An 18,680-nucleotide genomic window follows, 5' to 3' on the forward strand; every position below is an offset into this window, starting at 1 on the left:
AGCAAGATAGGGGGGTTGTGTCCCAGCCCCCTCGATATCCCCCGGTGGCTTTTCTGTGACTCAGATCCCGACGTGGAGCGGCGGACCGGTCAGTCCTCCCAACGGACGCGCGGCACCCGGCACGATCATCGGTGGCCGCTACTCGCTGCGGTCCGCGGTGGGCAACGGCGGCATGGGCACGGTCTGGCGTGCCACCGACACGCTGCTGCGGCGCGACGTGGCGGTCAAGGAGGTCGTCCTCCCCCCGGGGCTGGCCCCCAGCGACCGGGACGCCATGTACGAGCGCACCCTGCGCGAGGCCCGCGCCGCCGCGGCCATCCAGCACCCGGCCGTGGTCCAGGTGTACGACGTGGTCACCGAGGCCGGCCGGCCGTGGATCGTGATGGAGCTGCTGGACGCGCGCAGCCTCGCCGACATGGTGATCGAGGACGGGCCGGTCGCGCCCCGCGCGGTCGCCAAGATCGGCATCGCGCTGCTCGGCGCGCTGGAGGTGGCGCACGCCAACGGTGTGCTGCACCGCGACGTCAAGCCGGCCAACGTGCTGATCTGCACCGACGGCCGCTGCGTGCTGACCGACTTCGGGGTGGCCCGGATGCCCACCGACGTCCAGCTCACCACCCCCGGGATGGTGCTCGGCTCGCCGCACTTCATCTCCCCGGAGCGGGCCATGGGCCAGGAGTTCGGGCCGCCGAGCGACCTGTTCTCCCTGGGCGTGACGCTCTACACCGCCGTGGAGGGCCGGCCGCCGTTCGACAAGGGCGACCCGATCGAGACCATGCACGCCGTGGTCGAGGACCCGCCGGCCCCGCCGCAGCGCAGCGGGCCGCTGACCCGAGTGCTGATGGGTCTGCTGGAGAAGGACCCGGGCCGCCGCCTCGACGTGCACACCGCCCGGGCGATGCTCCGCGAGCTGCTCGCCGGGCCACTGACCAGCACCGCCACCGCGGTCAACTCGGTCACCGACCCGTACGCCGTGGTGCCGGTGCAGCGCCCGTCGACGCCGCCCCCGGCGGCCGAGCCGGAGCCCAAGCCCAGCGGGCAGATCGGCGGCCGGGCCATGCTGGGTCCCGGCGAGTCGCTGACCGACCGGCTGGCCGCGCTGCGCCGGGGCGAGCGGCCGAGCCAGGCCGCGTCCGCCGCCGGGCTCGACGACACCAGCGCCGACGCGCTGGCCGGCCCGCTGCACACCCCGACCGGCGCGATGCCCTCGGCGGGCCGCCCGCCGGGCACCACGTACGGCGGGGCACCGGAGGCCACCCAGCGGTTCAGCACCGGGCACCCGGACGCGACCCAGCGGATCGGCGGCCACCCGGACGCCACCCAGCGGATCGGCGGCGGGCGCTCCGACGCCACCCAGCGGATCGGCAGTCACGTCGACGCGACCCAGCCGGTGTACGGCGGCGCGCCGGAGGCCACCCAGCCGGTCTACGGCGGGGGCCAGTGGTCGGTGCCGGGCACCGGCCAGCCGTGGACCTCGGCGACCACCGCGCCGGCCGGGGCCCCCGGCGGTGGCGCGCTCGGCAAGGTCAGGGGCACCGGCGGCAAGCTGGTCGCCACGGTGCAGGGCTGGCCCCGCAAGCTCCAGCTCGCGGCGGCCGGCGGCCTGGCGGTGGTGCTGCTGATCGGCATGATCGCGATGTTCGGCGGCGGCGACCCGGAGCCCGGTACGCCGGCGCAGGTCCAGCCGAGCGCGCCGGCGGCCGGCGGCGAACTGCCTGAGATGCAGGAGCACAACGCCAGGGGCGTGCGGGTGATGGTGCCCAAGGGCTGGAAGAAGGCGGCCGGCGGCTCCTACGTCGACTACGTGGACCCGCAGGACGACGGCCGCAAGGTCCGCATCCTCGCCGAGAAGTGGAAGGGCACCCCGACCCGGTGGGCGGAGAGCGCCCAGAACTTCCTGCAGACCAAGAGCACCAGCTGCGGCGATCCCTACGAGCGGGTCGCCATGGACGAGCAGGACACCGCCGGCAAGCCGGGCGTCCAGTTCGAGTACACCTGCGGCGACGGTGACGCCAAGCGCCACGGCGTGTGGCGGGGCGTGCTCAGCGACGGGAAGATGTACTCGTTCTACCTCTCCGCCACCGACGCCAAGTTCGCCGAGAGCAAGCCGATCTTCGACGAGATGGTGAAGTCGTTCCAGCTCACGGCGGCCAGCTGAGTCGAGGCCACCGGGGCGTGGTGATCCGCCGCCGTGCTATCCATAGGCAATGGCGGCGGAAACCACTGACCTTGACGACATTCGCGACCGGGCCCGGCGTTGGCTCGACGACGATCCCGACCCGGCCAGCCGGGACGAGCTCCGCGCGGTGCTCGACCAGCTGCCGGCGAGCGCGCCGGAGCTGGTCGACCGGTTCGCCGGGCCGCTGACCTTCGGCACCGCCGGGCTGCGCGGCCCGCTGCGCGCCGGCCCCAACGGCATGAACCTCGCCGTGGTGACCCAGGCCGCGGCCGGGCTGGTCGGCTGGCTCGCCGCCCAGGGCGGCGAGGGTCCGCTGGTGATCGGGTACGACGCCCGGCACGGTTCGCGGGAGTTCGCCGAGCGCACCGCCCAGGTGGCCACCGGCGCGGGCCGGCCGGCGCTGCTGCTGCCCCGGCCGCTGCCCACCCCGGTGCTGGCGTACGCGGTGCGGCACCTCGACGCGGTCGCCGGGGTGATGGTCACCGCCAGCCACAACCCGCCGCAGGACAACGGCTACAAGGTCTACCTCGGCGCCCAGCTCGGTGGGGCGCTCGGCGCGGGGGCGCAGATCGTGCCGCCGGCCGACGCGGGGATCGAGTCGGCCATCCGGGCGGTCGGCCCGCTGGCGGAGGTGCCGCTCGGCCCGGCCGGTCAGGTGCTCGGCGACGACCTGGTGGCGTCGTACGTCCAGCGGGCCGCCGCGGTCGTCTCGCCGGACGGCCCGCGCGACCTGGCGGTGGCGTACACGCCGCTGCACGGGGTCGGCGCGGCGGTGCTGACCGCCGCCTTCGCCCGCGCCGGCTTCCCGGTGCCCGGGGTGGTGCCGGAGCAGGCCGAGCCGGACCCGGCCTTCCCGACCGTGCACTTTCCCAACCCGGAGGAGCCGGGCGCGGTGGACCGGCTGGTCGCGCTCGCCGACTCGACCGGCGCCGACATCGCCATCGCCAACGACCCGGACGCGGACCGGTGCGCGGTGGTCGTCCGCGACGGTGGGACGGGCTGGCGGATGCTGCGCGGCGACGAGGTGGGTGCCCTGCTCGCCGATCACCTGATGCGGCGGGGCGTCACCGGCCTGTACGCCACCACGATCGTCTCGTCGTCGCTGCTGCGGGCGATGTGCGCGGCGCGGGGCCTGCCGTACGACGAGACGCTGACCGGGTTCAAGTGGATCGTCCGGGCCGGTGGTGGGGCGCACCCGCTGGTGTTCGGGTACGAGGAGGCGCTGGGCTACTGCGTCGCCCCGGAGCACGTCCGGGACAAGGACGGCATCACCGCCGCGCTGACCGTCGCCGAACTGGCCGCCGGCCTCAAGGCGCAGGGCCGGACGCTGACCGACCGGCTGGACGAGTTGGCCGCCGAGTTCGGCGTGCACCACACCGACCAGCTCTCGGTACGGGTCGACGACCTGCGGGAGATCGCCACCGCGATGGCCCGGATCCGGGCGGCCACCCCGAGCACCCTGCTCGGGCAGCCGGTGGGCGAGGCGGAGGACCTGCTCCCCGCCTCCGACGTGGTGATCCTGCGGACCGACGCCGCCCGGGTGGTGATCCGCCCCTCGGGCACCGAGCCGAAGCTCAAGGCGTACCTGGAGGTGGTGGAGGCGGTCGTCGACGGCGACGTCGCCGCGGCCCGCACCCGTGCCCAGTCCGCCGTGACCGCGCTACGCACCGAGATCGCGGCGGCCCTCGGCCTATGACCGCCCCGCTCACCGAGTTGATCAAGAGGTTTGCGTCCGGAAAGCGCTTGCGGGTGACGCAAACCTCTTGATCAACGAGGCGGGGCCGGGGGTGTCAGGCGCGCTTGCCGAGGGCCTGGTCGACGGCCCGGGCGAGGGCGGCGACCACCAGGCCGACGGAAGGGCGGACGACCGAGTCGTCGAGGCTGACGTTGCCGGAGAAGCCGGCGCCGCCGGCGATCTCCTCCAGCCGGCGGCGGGCGTCGGTGGCGGCGTCGCCGGTCAGGCCGAGCGCCGGCTCCATCCGCAGCACCGCGACCAGGGTGGCCAGCGCGGCGGTCCGCTCGTCGGGCAGCTGCCCGCCGGCGAGCGCCTCGGCCAGCCGCCGCCGGCTGTCGTCCTCCACCGAGGCGTCCGCCACCGGGTAGCGGTGCACCACGATGAAGCCCAGCTCGGTCTCCTCGACGTCCCGGACCACGCCCCGGGCGACCAGGTCACCGAGGATCCGGTCGCGCAGGCCGTGCCGCAGCCGCTGCACCCAGGAGGACGGGCTGTGCGGGGTGTCGGCCGCCATCCGGCCGAGCACCCCGTCGATGATCGGCTCGCCGACCGGCGTCGGGTCGGTCACCGTCAGGGACCCGTCGGCGTACGCGATCCGCCCGGCCAGGGCCAGCTCGACCAGGACGGCGGCGGCCATCCCCAGGTCGAGGCTGATCCGGGGCATGGTCGCCCGGCCGGTCTCGTCGTCGTACGCCAGCAGCAGCAGCTCTTCGGCGAGCGCAACACCAGTCATGGCCCGAGACGGTAGCGGTTGCGCGCTCACCCGCGCGCCGACCCGCCGAGATCCGTCCCGGACGGTGACCGGCTCAGAACCGGGGCATGCCGCCGAACTGCCGGTCGCCGGCGTCGCCGAGGCCCGGCACGATGAACATCTTGTCGTTGAGCCCCTCGTCGATCGACGCGGTGACCAGGCGCAACGGCAGGCCGGACTGCTCCAGCCGGGCGATGCCGACCGGCGCGGCGAGCACGCAGAGCACGGTGATGTCGGTGCAGCCCCGGTCGGCCAGCAGCCGGCAGGAGTGCTCCAGCGAACCACCGGTGGCCAGCATCGGGTCGAGCACCAGCACCGGCTGGCCGGCCAGATCCCGGGGCAGCGACTCCATGTACGCGCGCGGCTCGTACGTCTCCTCGTCCCGGGCCAGGCCGACGAAGCCCATCGAGGACTCCGGCAGCAGGCCGAGCGCGGCGTCGGCCATACCCAGACCGGCCCGCAGCACCGGCACCAGCAGCGGCGGGTTGGCCAGCCTCGTGCCCTCCGTGCCGGTGACCGGGGTCTGCACCGGGTACTTCTCGACCGGGAAGGTGCGCGCGGCCTCGTACACCAGCATGGTGGTGAGTTCGTGCAGCGCGGCCCGGAACGACGACGAGTCGGTGCGGGCGTCCCGCATGGCGGTCAGCCGGGACTGGGCGAGCGGGTGGTCAATGACGTGTACGTCCACGATCGCTCAACCTACCGGTCCGCCCGCGCCCGCAGTGCGAGTGCGGGGTGACCAGCGACCCCGCTCACGTCCGGCGGCGCCGGCAGAGCCGGCGTGACCATGATCACTGCGCCGCAGGATGCGTAGTATTCGGGGCATGACGGCGACAGCGACGTCGGCCCGGTCGGACCTCTCCGAGCTGGGACGATCCGAGACCGCTCTGCGGACCTTCCTGCACGGCCTGCCCGGCGTGGACCAGGTCGGCGCGGAGCAGCGGGCGGCACAGCTCGGCACCCGCTCCATCAAGACCACCGCCAAGGCCCAGGCGATCGACCTGGCCATCCGGATGGTCGACCTGACCACCCTGGAAGGCGCGGACACCCCCGGCAAGGTGCGGGCGCTCGCCGCCAAGGCGCTGCGCCCCGACCCGGCCGACCCGACCTGCCCGCACGTCGGCGCGGTCTGCGTCTACCCGGCGATGGTCCCGTACGTGGCCGAGGTGCTGCGCGGCTCCGGGGTGCACCTGGCCAGCGTGGCGACGGCCTTCCCCTCGGGTCAGGCGCCGCTGGAGATCAAGCTCGCCGACACCCGGGCGGCCGTCGAGGCCGGCGCCGACGAGATCGACATGGTGATCAACCGGGGAGCGTTCCTGGCCGGGCGCTACAAGGAGGTCTACGACGAGATCGTGGCCACCAAGGAAGCCTGCGGGGACGCCCACCTCAAGGTCATTCTGGAGACCGGCGAGCTGGCCACCTACGACAACGTGCGGCGGGCCTCCTGGCTGGCCATGCTGGCCGGCGGCGACTTCATCAAGACCTCCACCGGCAAGGTCCCGATCGCGGCCACCCTTCCGGTGACGCTGGTGATGCTGGAGGCGGTCCGCGACTTCCGCGCCGCCACCGGGCGGCAGGTCGGCGTGAAGCCGGCGGGCGGCATCAAGACCACCAAGGACGCCATCAAGTACCTGGTCATGGTCAACGAGACCGTCGGCGCGGACTGGCTGGACCCGGACTGGTTCCGCTTCGGCGCCTCCAGCCTGCTGAACGACCTGCTCATGCAACGCACCAAGCTGACGACCGGCGTCTACTCCGGTCCCGACTACTTCACCCTGGACTGAGAGTGATGTTCGAATACGCTCCCGCCCCCGAGTCCCGCTCGGTGGTGGACCTGAAAGCCTCCTACGGGCTCTTCGTCGACGGCGAGTTCGTCGACCCGACCGACGGCGGCACCTTCAAGTCGATCAACCCGGCCTCCGAGGAGGTCCTGGCCGAGGTCGCCGAGGCCGGCGCGCAGGACGTGGACCGTGCGGTCCGCGCCGCCCGGGCCGCGTACGAGAAGGTCTGGGGCCCGATGCCGGGTCGGGACCGGGCCAAGTACCTGTACCGGATCGCCCGGATCATCCAGGAGCGCTCCCGCGAGCTGGCCGTGCTGGAGTCGCTGGACAACGGCAAGCCGATCAAGGAGTCCCGCGACGTCGACCTGCCCCTGGTCGCCGCGCACTTCTTCTACTACGCCGGCTGGGCCGACAAGCTCCCGTACGCCGGCTTCGGGCCGGACCCGAAGCCGGTCGGCGTCGCGGCGCAGGTCATCCCGTGGAACTTCCCGCTGCTGATGCTGGCCTGGAAGATCGCCCCGGCGCTGGCCGCCGGCAACACGGTGGTGCTCAAGCCGGCCGAGACAACCCCGCTGACCGCGCTGCTCTTCGCCGAGATCTGCCAGCAGGCCGAGCTGCCGGCCGGCGTGGTCAACATCGTCACCGGCGCCGGCGAGACCGGCCGCGCGCTGGTCGAGCACCCCGGCGTGGACAAGGTGGCCTTCACCGGCTCGACCGAGGTCGGCCGGGCGATCGCCCGCTCGGTCGCCGGCACCCGCAAGAAGCTCACCCTGGAGCTGGGTGGCAAGGCCGCCAACATCGTCTTCGACGACGCCCCGGTCGACCAGGCGGTCGAGGGGATCGTCAACGGCATCTTCTTCAACCAGGGGCACGTCTGCTGCGCCGGCTCCCGGCTGCTCGTGCAGGAGAACGTGGCCGACCGGGTGCTGGAGTCGCTGAAGCGCCGGATGGCCCAGCTGCGCGTCGGCGACCCGCTGGACAAGAACACCGACATCGGCGCGATCAACTCCGCCGCCCAGCTGGAGCGGATCCGCGAGCTCTCCGACGCCGGGTCGGCGGAGGGCGCCGAGCGCTGGTCGCCGCCGTGCGAGCTGCCCGAGCGGGGCTTCTGGTTCGCGCCGACCATCTTCACCGGGGTCACCCAGGCGCACCGGATCGCCCGCGAGGAGATCTTCGGGCCGGTGCTGTCCGTGCTGACCTTCCGCACCCCGGCCGAGGCCGTCGAGAAGGCCAACAACACGCCGTACGGGCTGTCGGCCGGGATCTGGACCGACAAGGGCTCCCGGATCCTCTGGACGGCCGACCGGCTCCGCGCCGGCGTGGTCTGGGCCAACACGTTCAACAAGTTCGACCCCACCTCGCCGTTCGGCGGCTACAAGGAGTCGGGCTACGGTCGCGAGGGCGGCCGGCACGGGCTGGAGGGCTACCTCAATGTCTGAGCGGGTCGCGGTACGCAAGACGTACAAGCTCTTCATCGGCGGGAAGTTCCCACGCAGCGAGTCGGGGCGGTCGTATCTCGTGCAGGACGCGAACGTGTCATTGGCGTCTCGGAAGGACGCCCGGGACGCGGTGCTCGCCGCCCGCGCCGCCGTGAAGGGCTGGGCCGGGGCGACCGCGTACAACCGGGGTCAGATCCTCTACCGGGTCGCCGAGATGCTGGAGGGCCGGCGCGAGCAGTTCGTCGCCTTGGGTGTCAGCGACGAAGAGGTGTACGCGGCGGTCGACCGCTGGGTCTGGTACGCCGGCTGGTCCGACAAGCTCCCCCAGGTGTACGGCGGGGCCAACCCGGTCGCCGGCCCGTACTTCAACCTGTCCGCGCCGGAGCCGACCGGCGTGGTGGCCGTGGTGGCCCCCGAGTCGCCGGCGCTGCTCGGCCTGGTCAGCGTGATCGCCCCGGCGATCGTCACCGGCAACACGGTGGTGGTGGCGACCTCGCCGACGCAGCCCCTCGCGGCGGTGACCCTGGCCGAGGTGCTGGCCACGTCCGACCTGCCCGGCGGGGTGGTCAACCTGCTCACCGGGAAGATCACCGAGACGGCGCCGACGCTGGCCGCGCACATGGACGTCAACGCCCTCGACCTGAGCGGCGTGACCGACGCCGAGCTGGCGGCGGAGCTGGAGGTCAAGGCGGCGCAGAACCTCAAGCGGGTGCTGCGACCCGCCCCGGCGGACCACGACTGGACCGCCGACCCGGGCATCACCCGGATGACCACCCTGCTGGAGACGAAGACGGTCTGGCACCCCAAGGGGGTGTGATCGCGTCCCCGGCCCTGGGGTTTTCCGGGGAGCCCCGCCTGCTCCGGGCGGTCAGGCTTGATCCCCGCGCAGGCGGGGCTCCCCGGAAAACCTGACGTCGGTCGGGTCCGCGCCAGGGTGCGATCTCCGGTGTACTGCCCTGGGAGGGTTCTACTACGGGGGGTAGGATTGGCGGCGTGACTCGGCTGGGTGATCTCGAACGTGCGGTGATGGACGTGCTGTGGGACTCGGTCCCCGCCACGTCGGACGGGGTGACCGTGCGCGAGGTCGCCGACGCTCTCGACGGCCGTGAGCTGGCGTACACCACGGTGATGACCGTGCTGGACCGGCTCGCCGGCAAGGGCATGGTGCAGCGCCAGCGGGAGGGGCGGGCCTGGCGGTACCGGGCCGCGGCCAGCCGCGAGGCGCACATCGCCCAGCTCATGCTCGACGCGCTCGACCTCGGCGGCAGCCGGGACGCGGCGCTGGTCCGCTTCGCGCGCTCGGTCACCGGGACGGAGGCGGACGTGCTCCGCGCGGCGCTGGGCGCCGAGGCCGGGCTGACCGACCGGGTCGAGGACCCGCGGGCCGGCCGGGCCAGGCTGGCCGACGAGGCCACGGAGAGGTAGGGGCGGCAGCCGTGGCCTTCGCCGTGCACTTCGCCGTGTCGATGCTGGCCTGCTACCTGACCGCGCAGGTCCTCGCCGGGTCCACCTGGACGTGGCGCGCCCCCCGGGTGGCGATCGTCTGCTGGCAGGCGGTCGGGCTGGCGCTCGGCCTCTCCGCGATGGGCCTGCCGATGGCGCTCGGCCTGGCCCCGTACGACCGGCCGACCGGCAGCGCCCTGCTCGCCCTGGCCACCGACCTGAGCCACGGCACGCTCCCGGCCGGGCTGGGCGCCGTGCACCTCGGGCTGGTCGGCGTCGGCTTCGGCATCGGCGCCGTCCTGCTCACCACGACCGTCCGCAGCGTCCACGCCAGCGTCCGCGCGCAGCGCCGCCACCGGGACCTGCTCACCCTGGTCGCCCGCCGGGATCCCACCGTGCCCGGCGCGCTGGTGCTCGACCACCCGAGCGCGGCGGCGTACTGCCTGCCCGGGGTGAAGCCCCGCGTGGTGGTCAGCGCCGGCACGTTGAGCCTGCTCGACCGGGCCGAACTGGCGGCGGTGCTCACCCACGAGCGGGCGCACGCGCAGGAGCGGCACGACCTGGTGCTGCTGCCGTTCACCGCGCTCTGCCGCGCGCTGCCCTGGTTCCGCTGGGTACGCGACGCGCACGAGCGGGTCGCCCTGCTGGTCGAGATGCGCGCCGACGACAAGGCCCGGGAGCTGCACGCCGAGGCGCCGCTGGCGGGCGCGCTGCGCCGCTTCGCTGCCTGCGGGGACCGGATCACCCCGGCCGGGGCGCTGGGCATGGGCGACCGCGACCTGGACGCCCGGGTGCAGCGGCTGATGGTGGCCGACCGCCCGCCCCGCCTGATCGGGGCCGCCGCGCTGGCGGTGGCGACCACCCTGGTCGCGCTGCCGATCTCCCTCTTCCTCAGCTGACCCGGGCCTCCCTCCCCGGCCGAGCCGGACGTTCACCCGCCGGCCGAGCCGGCCGTTCACCCGCAGGCTGAGCCCGCCCGGTTCGCCGGTCGCGCCGCCCGCCCCGGGCACCGGAGCCGGCGGCCACTTGCGGCCACTGACCGGATGGGCGCGCCGGCACCGGCGACACCGCCCTGTCCCACTCGCTTTGCTCTGCTGCCCCGCCGGCAACACCGGAGCGCTCCCAGTGTTGCCGTGACCGCAGCAGAGCAAAGCGCGCGAAGGGGTGCCCTTGGCCCTCCGGCACCGGCCGCCGCCGACCGGGATGGCGATCGAGCCACAGCTTCGAGGCCAGCTGGGCCGCACGTCTACTACAGACTGTCGTAACATCTCCTACGACGATGCGTAGTAGATATGCGTAGAGAAGCTACGTGTAGGATCGCTACGACAAGCGAGCCAACCCCTGGAGAGCGGCCATGGACACCCTGCTCCTCGCGCGCCTGCAGTTCGCCACCACCACCTCGATCCACTTCCTCTTCGTGGTGGTCACCCTCGGCCTGGTCACCCTGCTGGTGGGCCTGCAGACGGCCTGGTTCCTCACCGGCAACCCGGCCTGGGAGCGCCTGACCCGCTTCTGGGGCCAGCTCTACGTGATCAACTACGTGCTCGGCATCGCCACCGGCATCGTGATGGAGTTCCAGTTCGGGCTGAACTGGAGCGGGCTGTCGCGCTACGTCGGCAACGTCTTCGGCGCGCCGCTGGCGATCGAGACGCTGGTGGCGTTCTTCCTGGAGTCCACGTTCCTCGGCATGTGGATCTTCGGTTGGCACCGGCTGCGCCGCGGGGTGCACCTCGCACTGCTCTGGGGCGTCGCCCTGACCGCGTACGCCTCCGCCTTCTGGATCATGGTGGCCAACTCCTGGTTGCAGAACCCGGTCGGCTACGAGCTGCGCGACGGCGTCGCCCACCTCACCGACTTCACCGCGCTGCTGACCAACCCGACCCTCGGCATGGCGTTCGGGCACGTGGTCGCCGCCGCGCTGCTCACCGGCGGGGTGCTGATGGCCGCCGTCAGCGCCTGGCACCTGATCCGCCGTACGCCGGACTTCGCGCTGTTCCGCACCTCGCTGCGGATCGGGCTGGTCACCGCCGCCGTCGCGGTGACCCTGGTGCAGGGCTTCGGTTTCGCCCAGTTCGGGCCGGTCGGCCAGGCGCAGCCGACCAAGTTCGGCGGCGGACCGGAGGCCGACGCGCTGATCGCCGAGTGGACCGCTCGCTTCGGTCCCGGCGACTACAGCCCACCGGTGCTCTCCAGCGTGGGCCTCGGCTTCATGATCCTGATCGGCTTCACCCTCGGCTGCGTCTGGTTGCTGCTGCCGCTGCTCTGGCGGGACTGGGTGATCCGGCTGCGCTTCCCGCTCTGGCTGATCCTGTTCGCCCTGCCGCTGCCCTTCGTCGCGGTGATCCTGGGTTGGATCGCCCGGGAGGTCGGCCGCCAGCCCTGGGTGGCGTACGGGCTGCTCCCCACCGGACAGGCGGTCTCCGGGGTGGGCGCCGGGGTGATGCTCACCTCCCTGATCGGCTTCAGCCTGCTGCTCGGCGCCCTCGCCGTCACCAACTGGACGCTGCTCGCCCGGCATGCCGCCCGGGGCGCCGCCGACCCCGCGCTCGGCCGCCCGCCCGGCCCTGCCGACGACGACGCCCGCCCCGAACCCGCCTTCGCCTGAGGAGACGACCGTGGAACTCGCCTGGTACGCCCTGCTCGGGCTCTTCTTCGCCACGTACCTGGTACTCGGCGGCTACGACTACGGCGTCGGGCTGCTGCTGGCCCGGGGCACCGACCCCGCCCGCCGGCGCGCGGCGCTCACCGCGCTCGGCCCGTTCTTCCTCGGCAACGAGGTGTGGCTGGTGGCCGCCGTCGGCATCCTCTTCGGCGCCTTCCCCACGCTGGAGGGCGAGCTGCTCTCCGGCTTCTACCCGGCCGTGGTCGGGGCGCTGGTCGGGGTGATCCTGGTGACCGCCGGGGTGCAGCTGCGCAGCCGGCCCACGGCCGAGGCGACCCGCGCCCGCTGGGACCGGGTGGTGGTCGCCGGGAGCGCGCTCGCCGCGCTGGGCTGGGGCGCGCTGCTCGGCGGGCTGCTCCAGGGCGTACCCCGGCACGCCGACGGTCACGTCGCCGGGGTGACCCACCTGGCCACCCCGTTCGCCGCCGCCGTCGCGCTCGCGATGCTCGCCCTGGTCGCCGTGCACGGTGCGACGTTCCTCACCCTCCGGCTGCCGGCCGCCGACGCCGCCGCGGTCGGCCGGCTGGCCCGCCGGCTGGTCCCGGTGGCGTTCGCCGCGGTCACCGCGGCCACCGTCCTGGGCCTGCTCTCCGACCGGGTACGCGCCGCCGCGGCGCGCCCACTGTTCGCCGTACTCCTGCCATTGTCGCTGGTCGCGGCGCTGCTGGTGGCGCGGGCGGCGCTGCGCCAAGGGCGGCCGGGCGTGGCCTTCGCCGCCACCGGCGTGGCGCTGGCGCTGCCGGTGGCGCTGGTCGGGGCGACCCTGTGGCCCTCGGTGCTGGTCTCCACCGTCGACCCGGCCGCCTCGCTCGGCGTCGCCGACGCGGCGGCCAGCGGCCCGACGTTGCGGCTGCTGGGCTGGCTGACGCTGCCGCTCCTGCCGGCCCTACTAGGCTTTCAGGCGATGTGCTGGTGGGTTTTCCGGGGACGGACCGACGGCAGGGCACCGGTGTACTGGTGAACCGCCGTCCCTTCGACCCGCGTCTGCTGCGTCGGGTCCCCGCGGCCCGGCGCGACCTCGCCGTGCTCGCGGTCCTGGGCGGGCTCACCGCGCTGCTGGTCGTGGCGCAGGCCACCGCGCTCGCCGCGTTGCTGGCCACCGCGATCGGCGGCCGGCTCGACACGGTCGCGCTGGCCGGTTTCGTCGCCGCCGTCGGCGCACGCGCCCTGGTCGCCTGGGCGCAGGGCACCGTCGCGGCGCGGGCGGCGGCCACCGTGAAGGCGACGCTCCGCGCCGACCTGCTCGCCGCCGTCGGCCGGCACGGGCCCGGCTGGGTCGCCGGGCAGCGCGCCGGTCAGCTCGCCACCCTCACCGGCCGGGGCCTGGACGCGCTGGACGCCTACTTCACCGGCTACCTCCCGCAGCTCGTGCTCAGCGTGACCGTGCCGCTGGCCGTGCTGGCCCGGCTGGTCCTGGCCGACTGGGGCTCGGCGCTGATCATCGCGCTGACCATCCCGCTGATCCCGGTCTTCGGCGCGCTGCTCGGCTGGCAGGCGCAGGCCGCCACCGAACGCCAGTGGCGACGGCTGTCCCTGCTCGGCGGGCACTTCCTCGACATGGTCGCCGGGCTGCCCACGCTGCGCGCCTTCGGCCGGGCCCGGGCCCAGACCGACGTGGTGCGCCGGATGGCCGACGGGCACCGGGTCGCCACCATGAAGACCCTGCGGATCGCCTTCCTCTCCGCGCTGGTGCTGGAGCTGGTCGCCACCCTGTCGGTGGCGCTGGTCGCGGTGCCGGTCGGCATCCGGCTGCTCTCCGGCGGGATCACCCTCTCCACCGCGCTGCTGGTGCTGCTGCTCACCCCGGAGGCGTACCTGCCGCTGCGGGCCGCCGGCAGCAAGTTCCACGCCAGCATGGAGGGGCTCACCGCGCTGGACGAGGCACTGACCGTCTCCGCCGCACCGGCCGCCGCCGCACCGGCCGGCGAGCGGGCCCCGGCACCGGCCGGCCACGGCGAGATCGGCTTCACCGACGTGACCGTGGCGTACGAGCGGACCATCGCGCTGCGCGAGGTCAACCTGACCATCCGGCCCGGCGAGCGGATCGCGGTCATCGGGCCGAGCGGCGCCGGCAAGAGCACCCTGCTCGGCCTGCTGCTCGGCTTCGTCACCCCCACCGCCGGCCGGGTCACCGTCGACGGCGTCGACCTGGCCGAGGTCGACCGGGACGCCTGGCGCCGGCAGGTCGCCTGGGTGCCGCAACGGGCGCACCTCTTCGCCGCCTCGCTGGCCGACAACATCCGCCTCGGCGCCCCCGACACCCCGGACGCGGCGCTCGCCACGGCGGTCGCCGACGCCGCGCTCCAGGAGGTGGTCGCGGACCTGCCCGACGGGCTCGCCACCACGCTGGGCGAGCGCGGGCACGGCCTGTCCAGCGGGCAGCGGCAGCGGGTCGCGCTGGCCCGGGCCTTCCTCCGGGACGCCCCGCTGGTGCTCCTCGACGAGCCGACCGCCCGGCTCGACAGCGCCAGCGAGGCGGTGGTGCTGGCCGCCACCCGGCGACTCGTCGCGGGGCGTACCGCGCTGCTGGTCGCGCACCGGCCCGCGCTGCTGGCGGACGCCGACCGGATCCTCCGGATCGAGGACGGCCGGGTCACCGAGCTGACCCCGATCCCCGCCGGGGAGGCGACCCGATGACCACCGGAGGAGTCCGCCCGGAGGGCCACGACACCGGCGGCCCGACCCCGGCGGAGCTGCCGCCACCACCGGCCCCTGCCGGCACCGGGCGCACCGGCGCCGAGCGGACCGTGCTGCGGCTGGCCCGGCCGTACCTGAGCCGGCTGGTCGGCGCGGGGCTGCTCGCCGCGGCGACGGAGTTCGCCGGGCTGGCGCTGATGGCCACCGCCACCTGGCTGCTGATGAGCGCCGCCGGCCGGCCGCCGCTGGACCGACTCACCGTGGCCATCGTCGCGGTCCGGGCACTCGCGATCAGCCGGGGCGTGTTCCGCTACACCGAACGACTCGCCGGCCACGACGCCGTGCTGCGCATGATCACCGACGTGCGGGCCCGGGTCTTCGCCACCCTCGCCACCCGTCGGGGGCCCGCCGAACAGCGGTCCGGGGACGCGCTGAGCCGGCTCGTCTCCGATGTGGAGGCCGTCCAGGACCTGCTGCTGCGGGTGCTCGTCCCCGGGGCCGCCGCCGCGCTGGTGAGCCTGCTGGCCGTCGGCGGGGCCGCGCTGGTCTCGCCGCCCGCGGCCGGGGTGCTCGCGGTGGGCCTGCTGGTCGCCGGGGTCGCGCTGCCCGTACTGGCCACCGCGCTGACCCGGCGGGCCGCCGACGAGGTCGCGCCGCTGCGCGGGGCACTCGCCACCGACGCCGTCGACCTCACCCACGGCGCCGCCGACCTGGCCGCCTTCGGCGCCACCGGGTACGCGCTGCGGGCCGCCACCGACCGCGCCGACCGGCTGGCCCGGCTGGAACGCCGGCTCGCCCGGACCGGGTTCGCCGTCGACGCGGCCGGGGTGCTGGTCGCCGGGCTGACCGCCGCCGGTGTGGTGCTCACCGCGCTGCGCGCCGGAGTCGACGGCGTACTGGTCGGCGTGCTGGCCGTCGGCACCCTCGCCGCGGTGGAGATCGCGCTGGCCCTGGTCGGCGCGGCCCGGCAGCGCACCCAGCTGCGCGCCGGCCTCGGCCGGGTCGCCGCGCTGCTCGACACCCCGCCGGCCCCGTCCGCCCCCGACGGCGGCGCGACGGTGGCCGCCCGGGCCGGGCACGACGTGCGGTTCGACGGGGTGACCGTGCGCTACCGGGAGGGCGCCGCTCCCGCCCTGGACGGCGTCGACCTGGACCTGCCGGCCGGCCGCCGGGTCGCCGTGGTCGGCCCGAGCGGCGCCGGCAAGAGCACCCTGGCCGCCGTGCTCACCGGCGCGGTGCGCCCCGACGCCGGCCGGGTCACCCTGGACGGGGTGGACCTGTCGGCGTACCCGGCCGAGGAACTGCCCCGCGCCATCGGCGGGCTGCTCGCCGAGGCGTACGTCTTCCACGCCTCCGTCCGGGACAACCTGCTGCTCGGCCGGCCCTCCGCCGGCGAGGAGGAGTTGGCCGCCGCCACCCGGGCCGCCGGCCTGCTCGACTGGGTACGCGAGCAACCGGACGGCTGGGACACCGTGGTCGGCGAGGAGGGCGGGCAGCTCTCCGGCGGCCAGCGGCAGCGGCTCGCCCTGGCCCGGGCGCTGCTCGCCGCCCCGGGCGTGCTGGTGCTGGACGAGCCCACCGAAGGGCTCGACCCGGCCGCCGCCGACGCGGTGCTCGCCTCCGCGCTGGCCGCCACCCCGGCCGGGCACACGGTGCTGCTGATCAGCCACCGGCTCAGCGGCCTCGACGGGCTGGACGAGATCGTGGTGCTCGACGCGGGGCGGGTGGTCCAGCGCGGCCGGCACGCCGAGCTGATGGCCGGCCCCGGCTGGTACCGCGACCAGTGGCTGCTCCAGGCGGCGGCCGAGCGGGGATACCTCGCCCTGGCCCCCTGAGAGGCTGTCGGCCCGGTTCCGGGAATCTCCCCGACGCGGCCGCCCCGTCCACGTGACAGGGTGGCTCCATGCGGGGCTGCGAAGACGTACGGGTGGCGGACCGGCTGCGCGAGCTTGACGACCGGCTGCGCGGGCCGGCCCGGCTCAAGGCGGAGCTGATGGTCGAGCTGCGGGACGCGCTGGACGACGCCGCCGAGGCGTACCGGGAGGGTGGGCTGTCGGCGGCGGAGGCCGAGCGGCGCGCGGTGGCCGAGTTCGGCGCGCCGGCGCAGCTCGTGCCGGCCTACCAGGCGGAGCTGGCGGCGGCCGCGCTGCGCGGGTTGTCGCTGCGGGCCTTCGCGGTGGCCGTGGCCCTGCTCGTCGCCGGCGACCTCACCTGGCGGGGTTCGAGTTGGAGCGCCGGCCCCCGGCCGCCCGCCGGCTACCAACTGCTGTCCGCCTCGGTGAACTGGATCTGGCTGGCCGTGGCCGGCTTCGCCCTGGCCGGGCTGGCGCTCGGCGTGGGAGCGGCGCGACGCGGCCGGGCCGGCGTGCCCGTGGCCGGGCGGCTGCTGGGGTTGGGCCTGACCGGTGCGCTGCTGCTCGGCGCGGTCGTCGGGGTCGCCCTGTTCGCCTGGTCGGTGGAGCTCTGGGACGCCGCCCTGACCTGGCCCCCGATGATCATCGGTGCGGTGGTGGTCGGCGCCGGCTACTTCTCCCTCGCCCGGGCCGCCCGCTGCTGGCTGCGCGCCGCCCACTGACGACGGGCCCACGAGGGCGAGGGGTCGCGGTCAGGCCGGGGCGGTGGGAGGCGTGTCGGAGCCGAGGAAGCGACCGACCGTCGCGCTGAACTCGCGCCAGCCGGCCCGCTCGCCGGCCAGCGCCCGGCGGCCGGAGTCGGTCAGCTCGTACGTGCGCCGCTCCCGGCCGCTGACGGTGCTCCACGAGCTGGCCACGTGCCCGGCCCGCTCCAGCCGGCGCAGGGCCGGGTAGATGGTGCCGGTGGGCAGGTCGAGGTTGCCGTCGCTGCGGGCCCGCAGCGCCTCGATGATGGCGTAGCCGTGCAGTGCGCCCTGCTCCAGCACCGCGAGCAGCAGCGCGTCGAGGTGTCCGTGCAGCGCCTGAGCCCTCATACGTAGCAACGCTACTTGTCAGCCGTGCGGATCGCCAGCGGGGTGCGGGGTCCGGTCCCCCCGAGCTGCCCACTAGGGTATGTGCCCAGAGTCACTAGCCGACCGGAAGTGTCGGCGAGTGGGCAACCCGACGCACCCGGAGGTCAGTGTGGCCCGCCAGTCGCCCCAACGGCCCGACGCCGACGAGCCCGAGCTCGACGCCACCGACGGGCCGGTCGAGCCCGAGGTGGAGCCCGGCTCGGCCGACCGTTCCCTCTGGGACGAGCTGCGGATCGACCCGGTGGAGATCGCTCTCCCCGCCGGCACCGGTTTCACGCTGCGCGCGTACCGGCCGGCCCGGGAGCTGACCCCGACCGACGTCGCCGAGCGCGACGAGGACGACCCGTTCCTCGCCCGCCGCCAGGTCGTCGAGGCCGAGGACGCCGAGGACGAGGAGGTGGTGATCCTCGACGAGGAGTTCGCCGCGCTCTCCGCCGAGGAGGACGAGGAGGACGGCCGGCCCGCGGGTCGCAAGCGCAGGGCCGACGCCGAGGACGAGGAGTCCGAGGCGGAGGAGGAGGACGAGCAGGACGCGGCGGCCGACGAGGAGGTGCCGGCCTTCCTCACCCACAAGGGGCGGCTGCTGCTCTTCAAGACCCCCGAGGCGCTGGTCAGTTTCATCCGTTCCGGCGCGCCCAACGACATGTCCCAACTGGACAGCTGGAATGAACTGTCCGAACGGGTGGAACCGGCCGACATCGCGCCGCTCGACGAGGACACCTACGAGCTGGACCTGGTAGTGGAGAACCTGCGCGGCGGGCACGACACGTGGGACCCGACGCTGCTGATCGAGGCCGGCGAGGTGGCCCGTGACCTGTCGTACGCGCTGCGGCTACCCGCGGTGCTCGACATGCTCTCCGCCGGCTCCAGCCTGGACGACCTGGATGAGGCGTTGAGGGCAACTGTCAACGGCGGAATCGGTGGATTCCTCGGCCGACGACGGCTCAAGAAAATCGGGGCACAAACCGCAAGCTTGGGTTGGCGCACCATTGTCGGCAAGATCTCTGCTGCCGTGGACTGGCGCGACTGACCCCGAGCGGGGAGCATCAGTCTCTGGCAGAAAAAAG

16 protein-coding genes are annotated in these 18,680 nt (G+C 74.6%); 13 read left to right on the forward strand and 3 right to left on the reverse strand.

All coding sequences use genetic code 11. The features are described 5' to 3' along the window. Window positions 1-55: 55 nt before the first annotated feature. The gene (locus GA0074696_RS28930) at window positions 56-2,158 is read left to right on the forward strand and encodes a serine/threonine-protein kinase (RefSeq protein WP_088964011.1); all 2,103 of its coding nucleotides are present in this window, start codon (window positions 56-58) and stop codon (window positions 2,156-2,158) included. Window positions 2,159-2,207: 49 nt separating this feature from the next. Continuing rightward, a complete protein-coding gene (locus GA0074696_RS28935) occupies window positions 2,208-3,875 on the forward strand; it encodes a phospho-sugar mutase (protein WP_088964012.1) in 1,668 nt (555 codons plus the stop codon). A 94-nt stretch (window positions 3,876-3,969) separates the two neighbouring features. On the opposite strand, the gene GA0074696_RS28940 is transcribed toward GA0074696_RS28935, so the two are convergent. Both GA0074696_RS28940 and upp read right to left on the reverse strand, forming a co-directional pair. Beyond that, window positions 3,970-4,647 carry a GOLPH3/VPS74 family protein gene (locus GA0074696_RS28940; RefSeq protein WP_088964013.1) on the reverse strand — a complete coding sequence of 226 codons (678 nt, stop codon included), beginning with the start codon at window positions 4,645-4,647 and terminating at the stop codon, window positions 3,970-3,972. A gap of 73 nt (window positions 4,648-4,720) precedes the next feature. Beyond that, window positions 4,721-5,353: a uracil phosphoribosyltransferase gene (gene upp, locus GA0074696_RS28945; RefSeq protein ID WP_088964014.1), complete on the reverse strand. Its 633-nt coding sequence runs from the start codon at window positions 5,351-5,353 to the stop codon at window positions 4,721-4,723. A gap of 136 nt (window positions 5,354-5,489) precedes the next feature. On the opposite strand from upp, the gene deoC reads away from it, so the two are divergent. From deoC to GA0074696_RS28995, 10 genes are all read left to right on the forward strand, one after another. Beyond that, complete coding sequence (gene deoC, locus GA0074696_RS28950; RefSeq protein WP_088964015.1) at window positions 5,490-6,449, forward strand: deoxyribose-phosphate aldolase; 960 nt, start codon at window positions 5,490-5,492, stop codon at window positions 6,447-6,449. A gap of 5 nt (window positions 6,450-6,454) precedes the next feature. Next, window positions 6,455-7,885 (forward strand): aldehyde dehydrogenase family protein, encoded by a 1,431-nt coding sequence (locus GA0074696_RS28955; protein WP_088964877.1) that lies wholly within the window; start codon window positions 6,455-6,457, stop codon window positions 7,883-7,885. Beyond that, window positions 7,878-8,702, forward strand: coding sequence for an aldehyde dehydrogenase family protein (locus tag GA0074696_RS28960; protein WP_088964016.1), 825 nt, complete (start codon window positions 7,878-7,880; stop codon window positions 8,700-8,702). Before GA0074696_RS28955 ends, GA0074696_RS28960 begins: the two co-directional genes overlap by 8 nt. Window positions 8,703-8,878: 176 nt before the next feature. Continuing rightward, window positions 8,879-9,310: a BlaI/MecI/CopY family transcriptional regulator gene (locus GA0074696_RS28965; RefSeq protein ID WP_088964017.1), complete on the forward strand. Its 432-nt coding sequence runs from the start codon at window positions 8,879-8,881 to the stop codon at window positions 9,308-9,310. An 11-nt stretch (window positions 9,311-9,321) separates the two neighbouring features. Next, the gene (locus tag GA0074696_RS28970) at window positions 9,322-10,227 is read left to right on the forward strand and encodes a M56 family metallopeptidase (protein ID WP_088964018.1); all 906 of its coding nucleotides are present in this window, start codon (window positions 9,322-9,324) and stop codon (window positions 10,225-10,227) included. A gap of 455 nt (window positions 10,228-10,682) precedes the next feature. Then, window positions 10,683-11,933 carry a cytochrome ubiquinol oxidase subunit I gene (locus GA0074696_RS28975; protein ID WP_088964019.1) on the forward strand — a complete coding sequence of 417 codons (1,251 nt, stop codon included), beginning with the start codon at window positions 10,683-10,685 and terminating at the stop codon, window positions 11,931-11,933. Window positions 11,934-11,943: 10 nt separating this feature from the next. After that, window positions 11,944-12,951 (forward strand): cytochrome d ubiquinol oxidase subunit II, encoded by a 1,008-nt coding sequence (locus GA0074696_RS28980; RefSeq protein WP_088964878.1) that lies wholly within the window; start codon window positions 11,944-11,946, stop codon window positions 12,949-12,951. Next, window positions 12,948-14,627 (forward strand): thiol reductant ABC exporter subunit CydD, encoded by a 1,680-nt coding sequence (gene cydD / locus GA0074696_RS28985; protein WP_088964020.1) that lies wholly within the window; start codon window positions 12,948-12,950, stop codon window positions 14,625-14,627. The genes GA0074696_RS28980 and cydD overlap by 4 nt, the downstream gene beginning before the upstream one ends. Further along, the gene (gene cydC, locus GA0074696_RS28990; protein ID WP_088964021.1) at window positions 14,624-16,462 is read left to right on the forward strand and encodes a thiol reductant ABC exporter subunit CydC; all 1,839 of its coding nucleotides are present in this window, start codon (window positions 14,624-14,626) and stop codon (window positions 16,460-16,462) included. Before cydD ends, cydC begins: the two co-directional genes overlap by 4 nt. Window positions 16,463-16,530: 68 nt before the next feature. Next, window positions 16,531-17,202, forward strand: coding sequence for a permease prefix domain 1-containing protein (locus GA0074696_RS28995; protein ID WP_088964022.1), 672 nt, complete (start codon window positions 16,531-16,533; stop codon window positions 17,200-17,202). 30 nt (window positions 17,203-17,232) lie between these two features. Here the strand turns inward: GA0074696_RS28995 and GA0074696_RS29000 are convergent, their stop codons facing one another. Beyond that, window positions 17,233-17,574 (reverse strand): PadR family transcriptional regulator, encoded by a 342-nt coding sequence (locus tag GA0074696_RS29000; protein ID WP_088964023.1) that lies wholly within the window; start codon window positions 17,572-17,574, stop codon window positions 17,233-17,235. A gap of 118 nt (window positions 17,575-17,692) precedes the next feature. Between GA0074696_RS29000 and GA0074696_RS29005 the strand changes: the two genes are divergently transcribed. Further along, complete coding sequence (locus GA0074696_RS29005) at window positions 17,693-18,643, forward strand: DNA primase (RefSeq protein WP_088964024.1); 951 nt, start codon at window positions 17,693-17,695, stop codon at window positions 18,641-18,643. Window positions 18,644-18,680: the final 37 nt, after the last annotated feature.

Origin of the sequence: Micromonospora purpureochromogenes (assembly GCF_900091515.1) — a bacterium.
Lineage (GTDB): Bacteria > Actinomycetota > Actinomycetes > Mycobacteriales > Micromonosporaceae > Micromonospora > Micromonospora purpureochromogenes.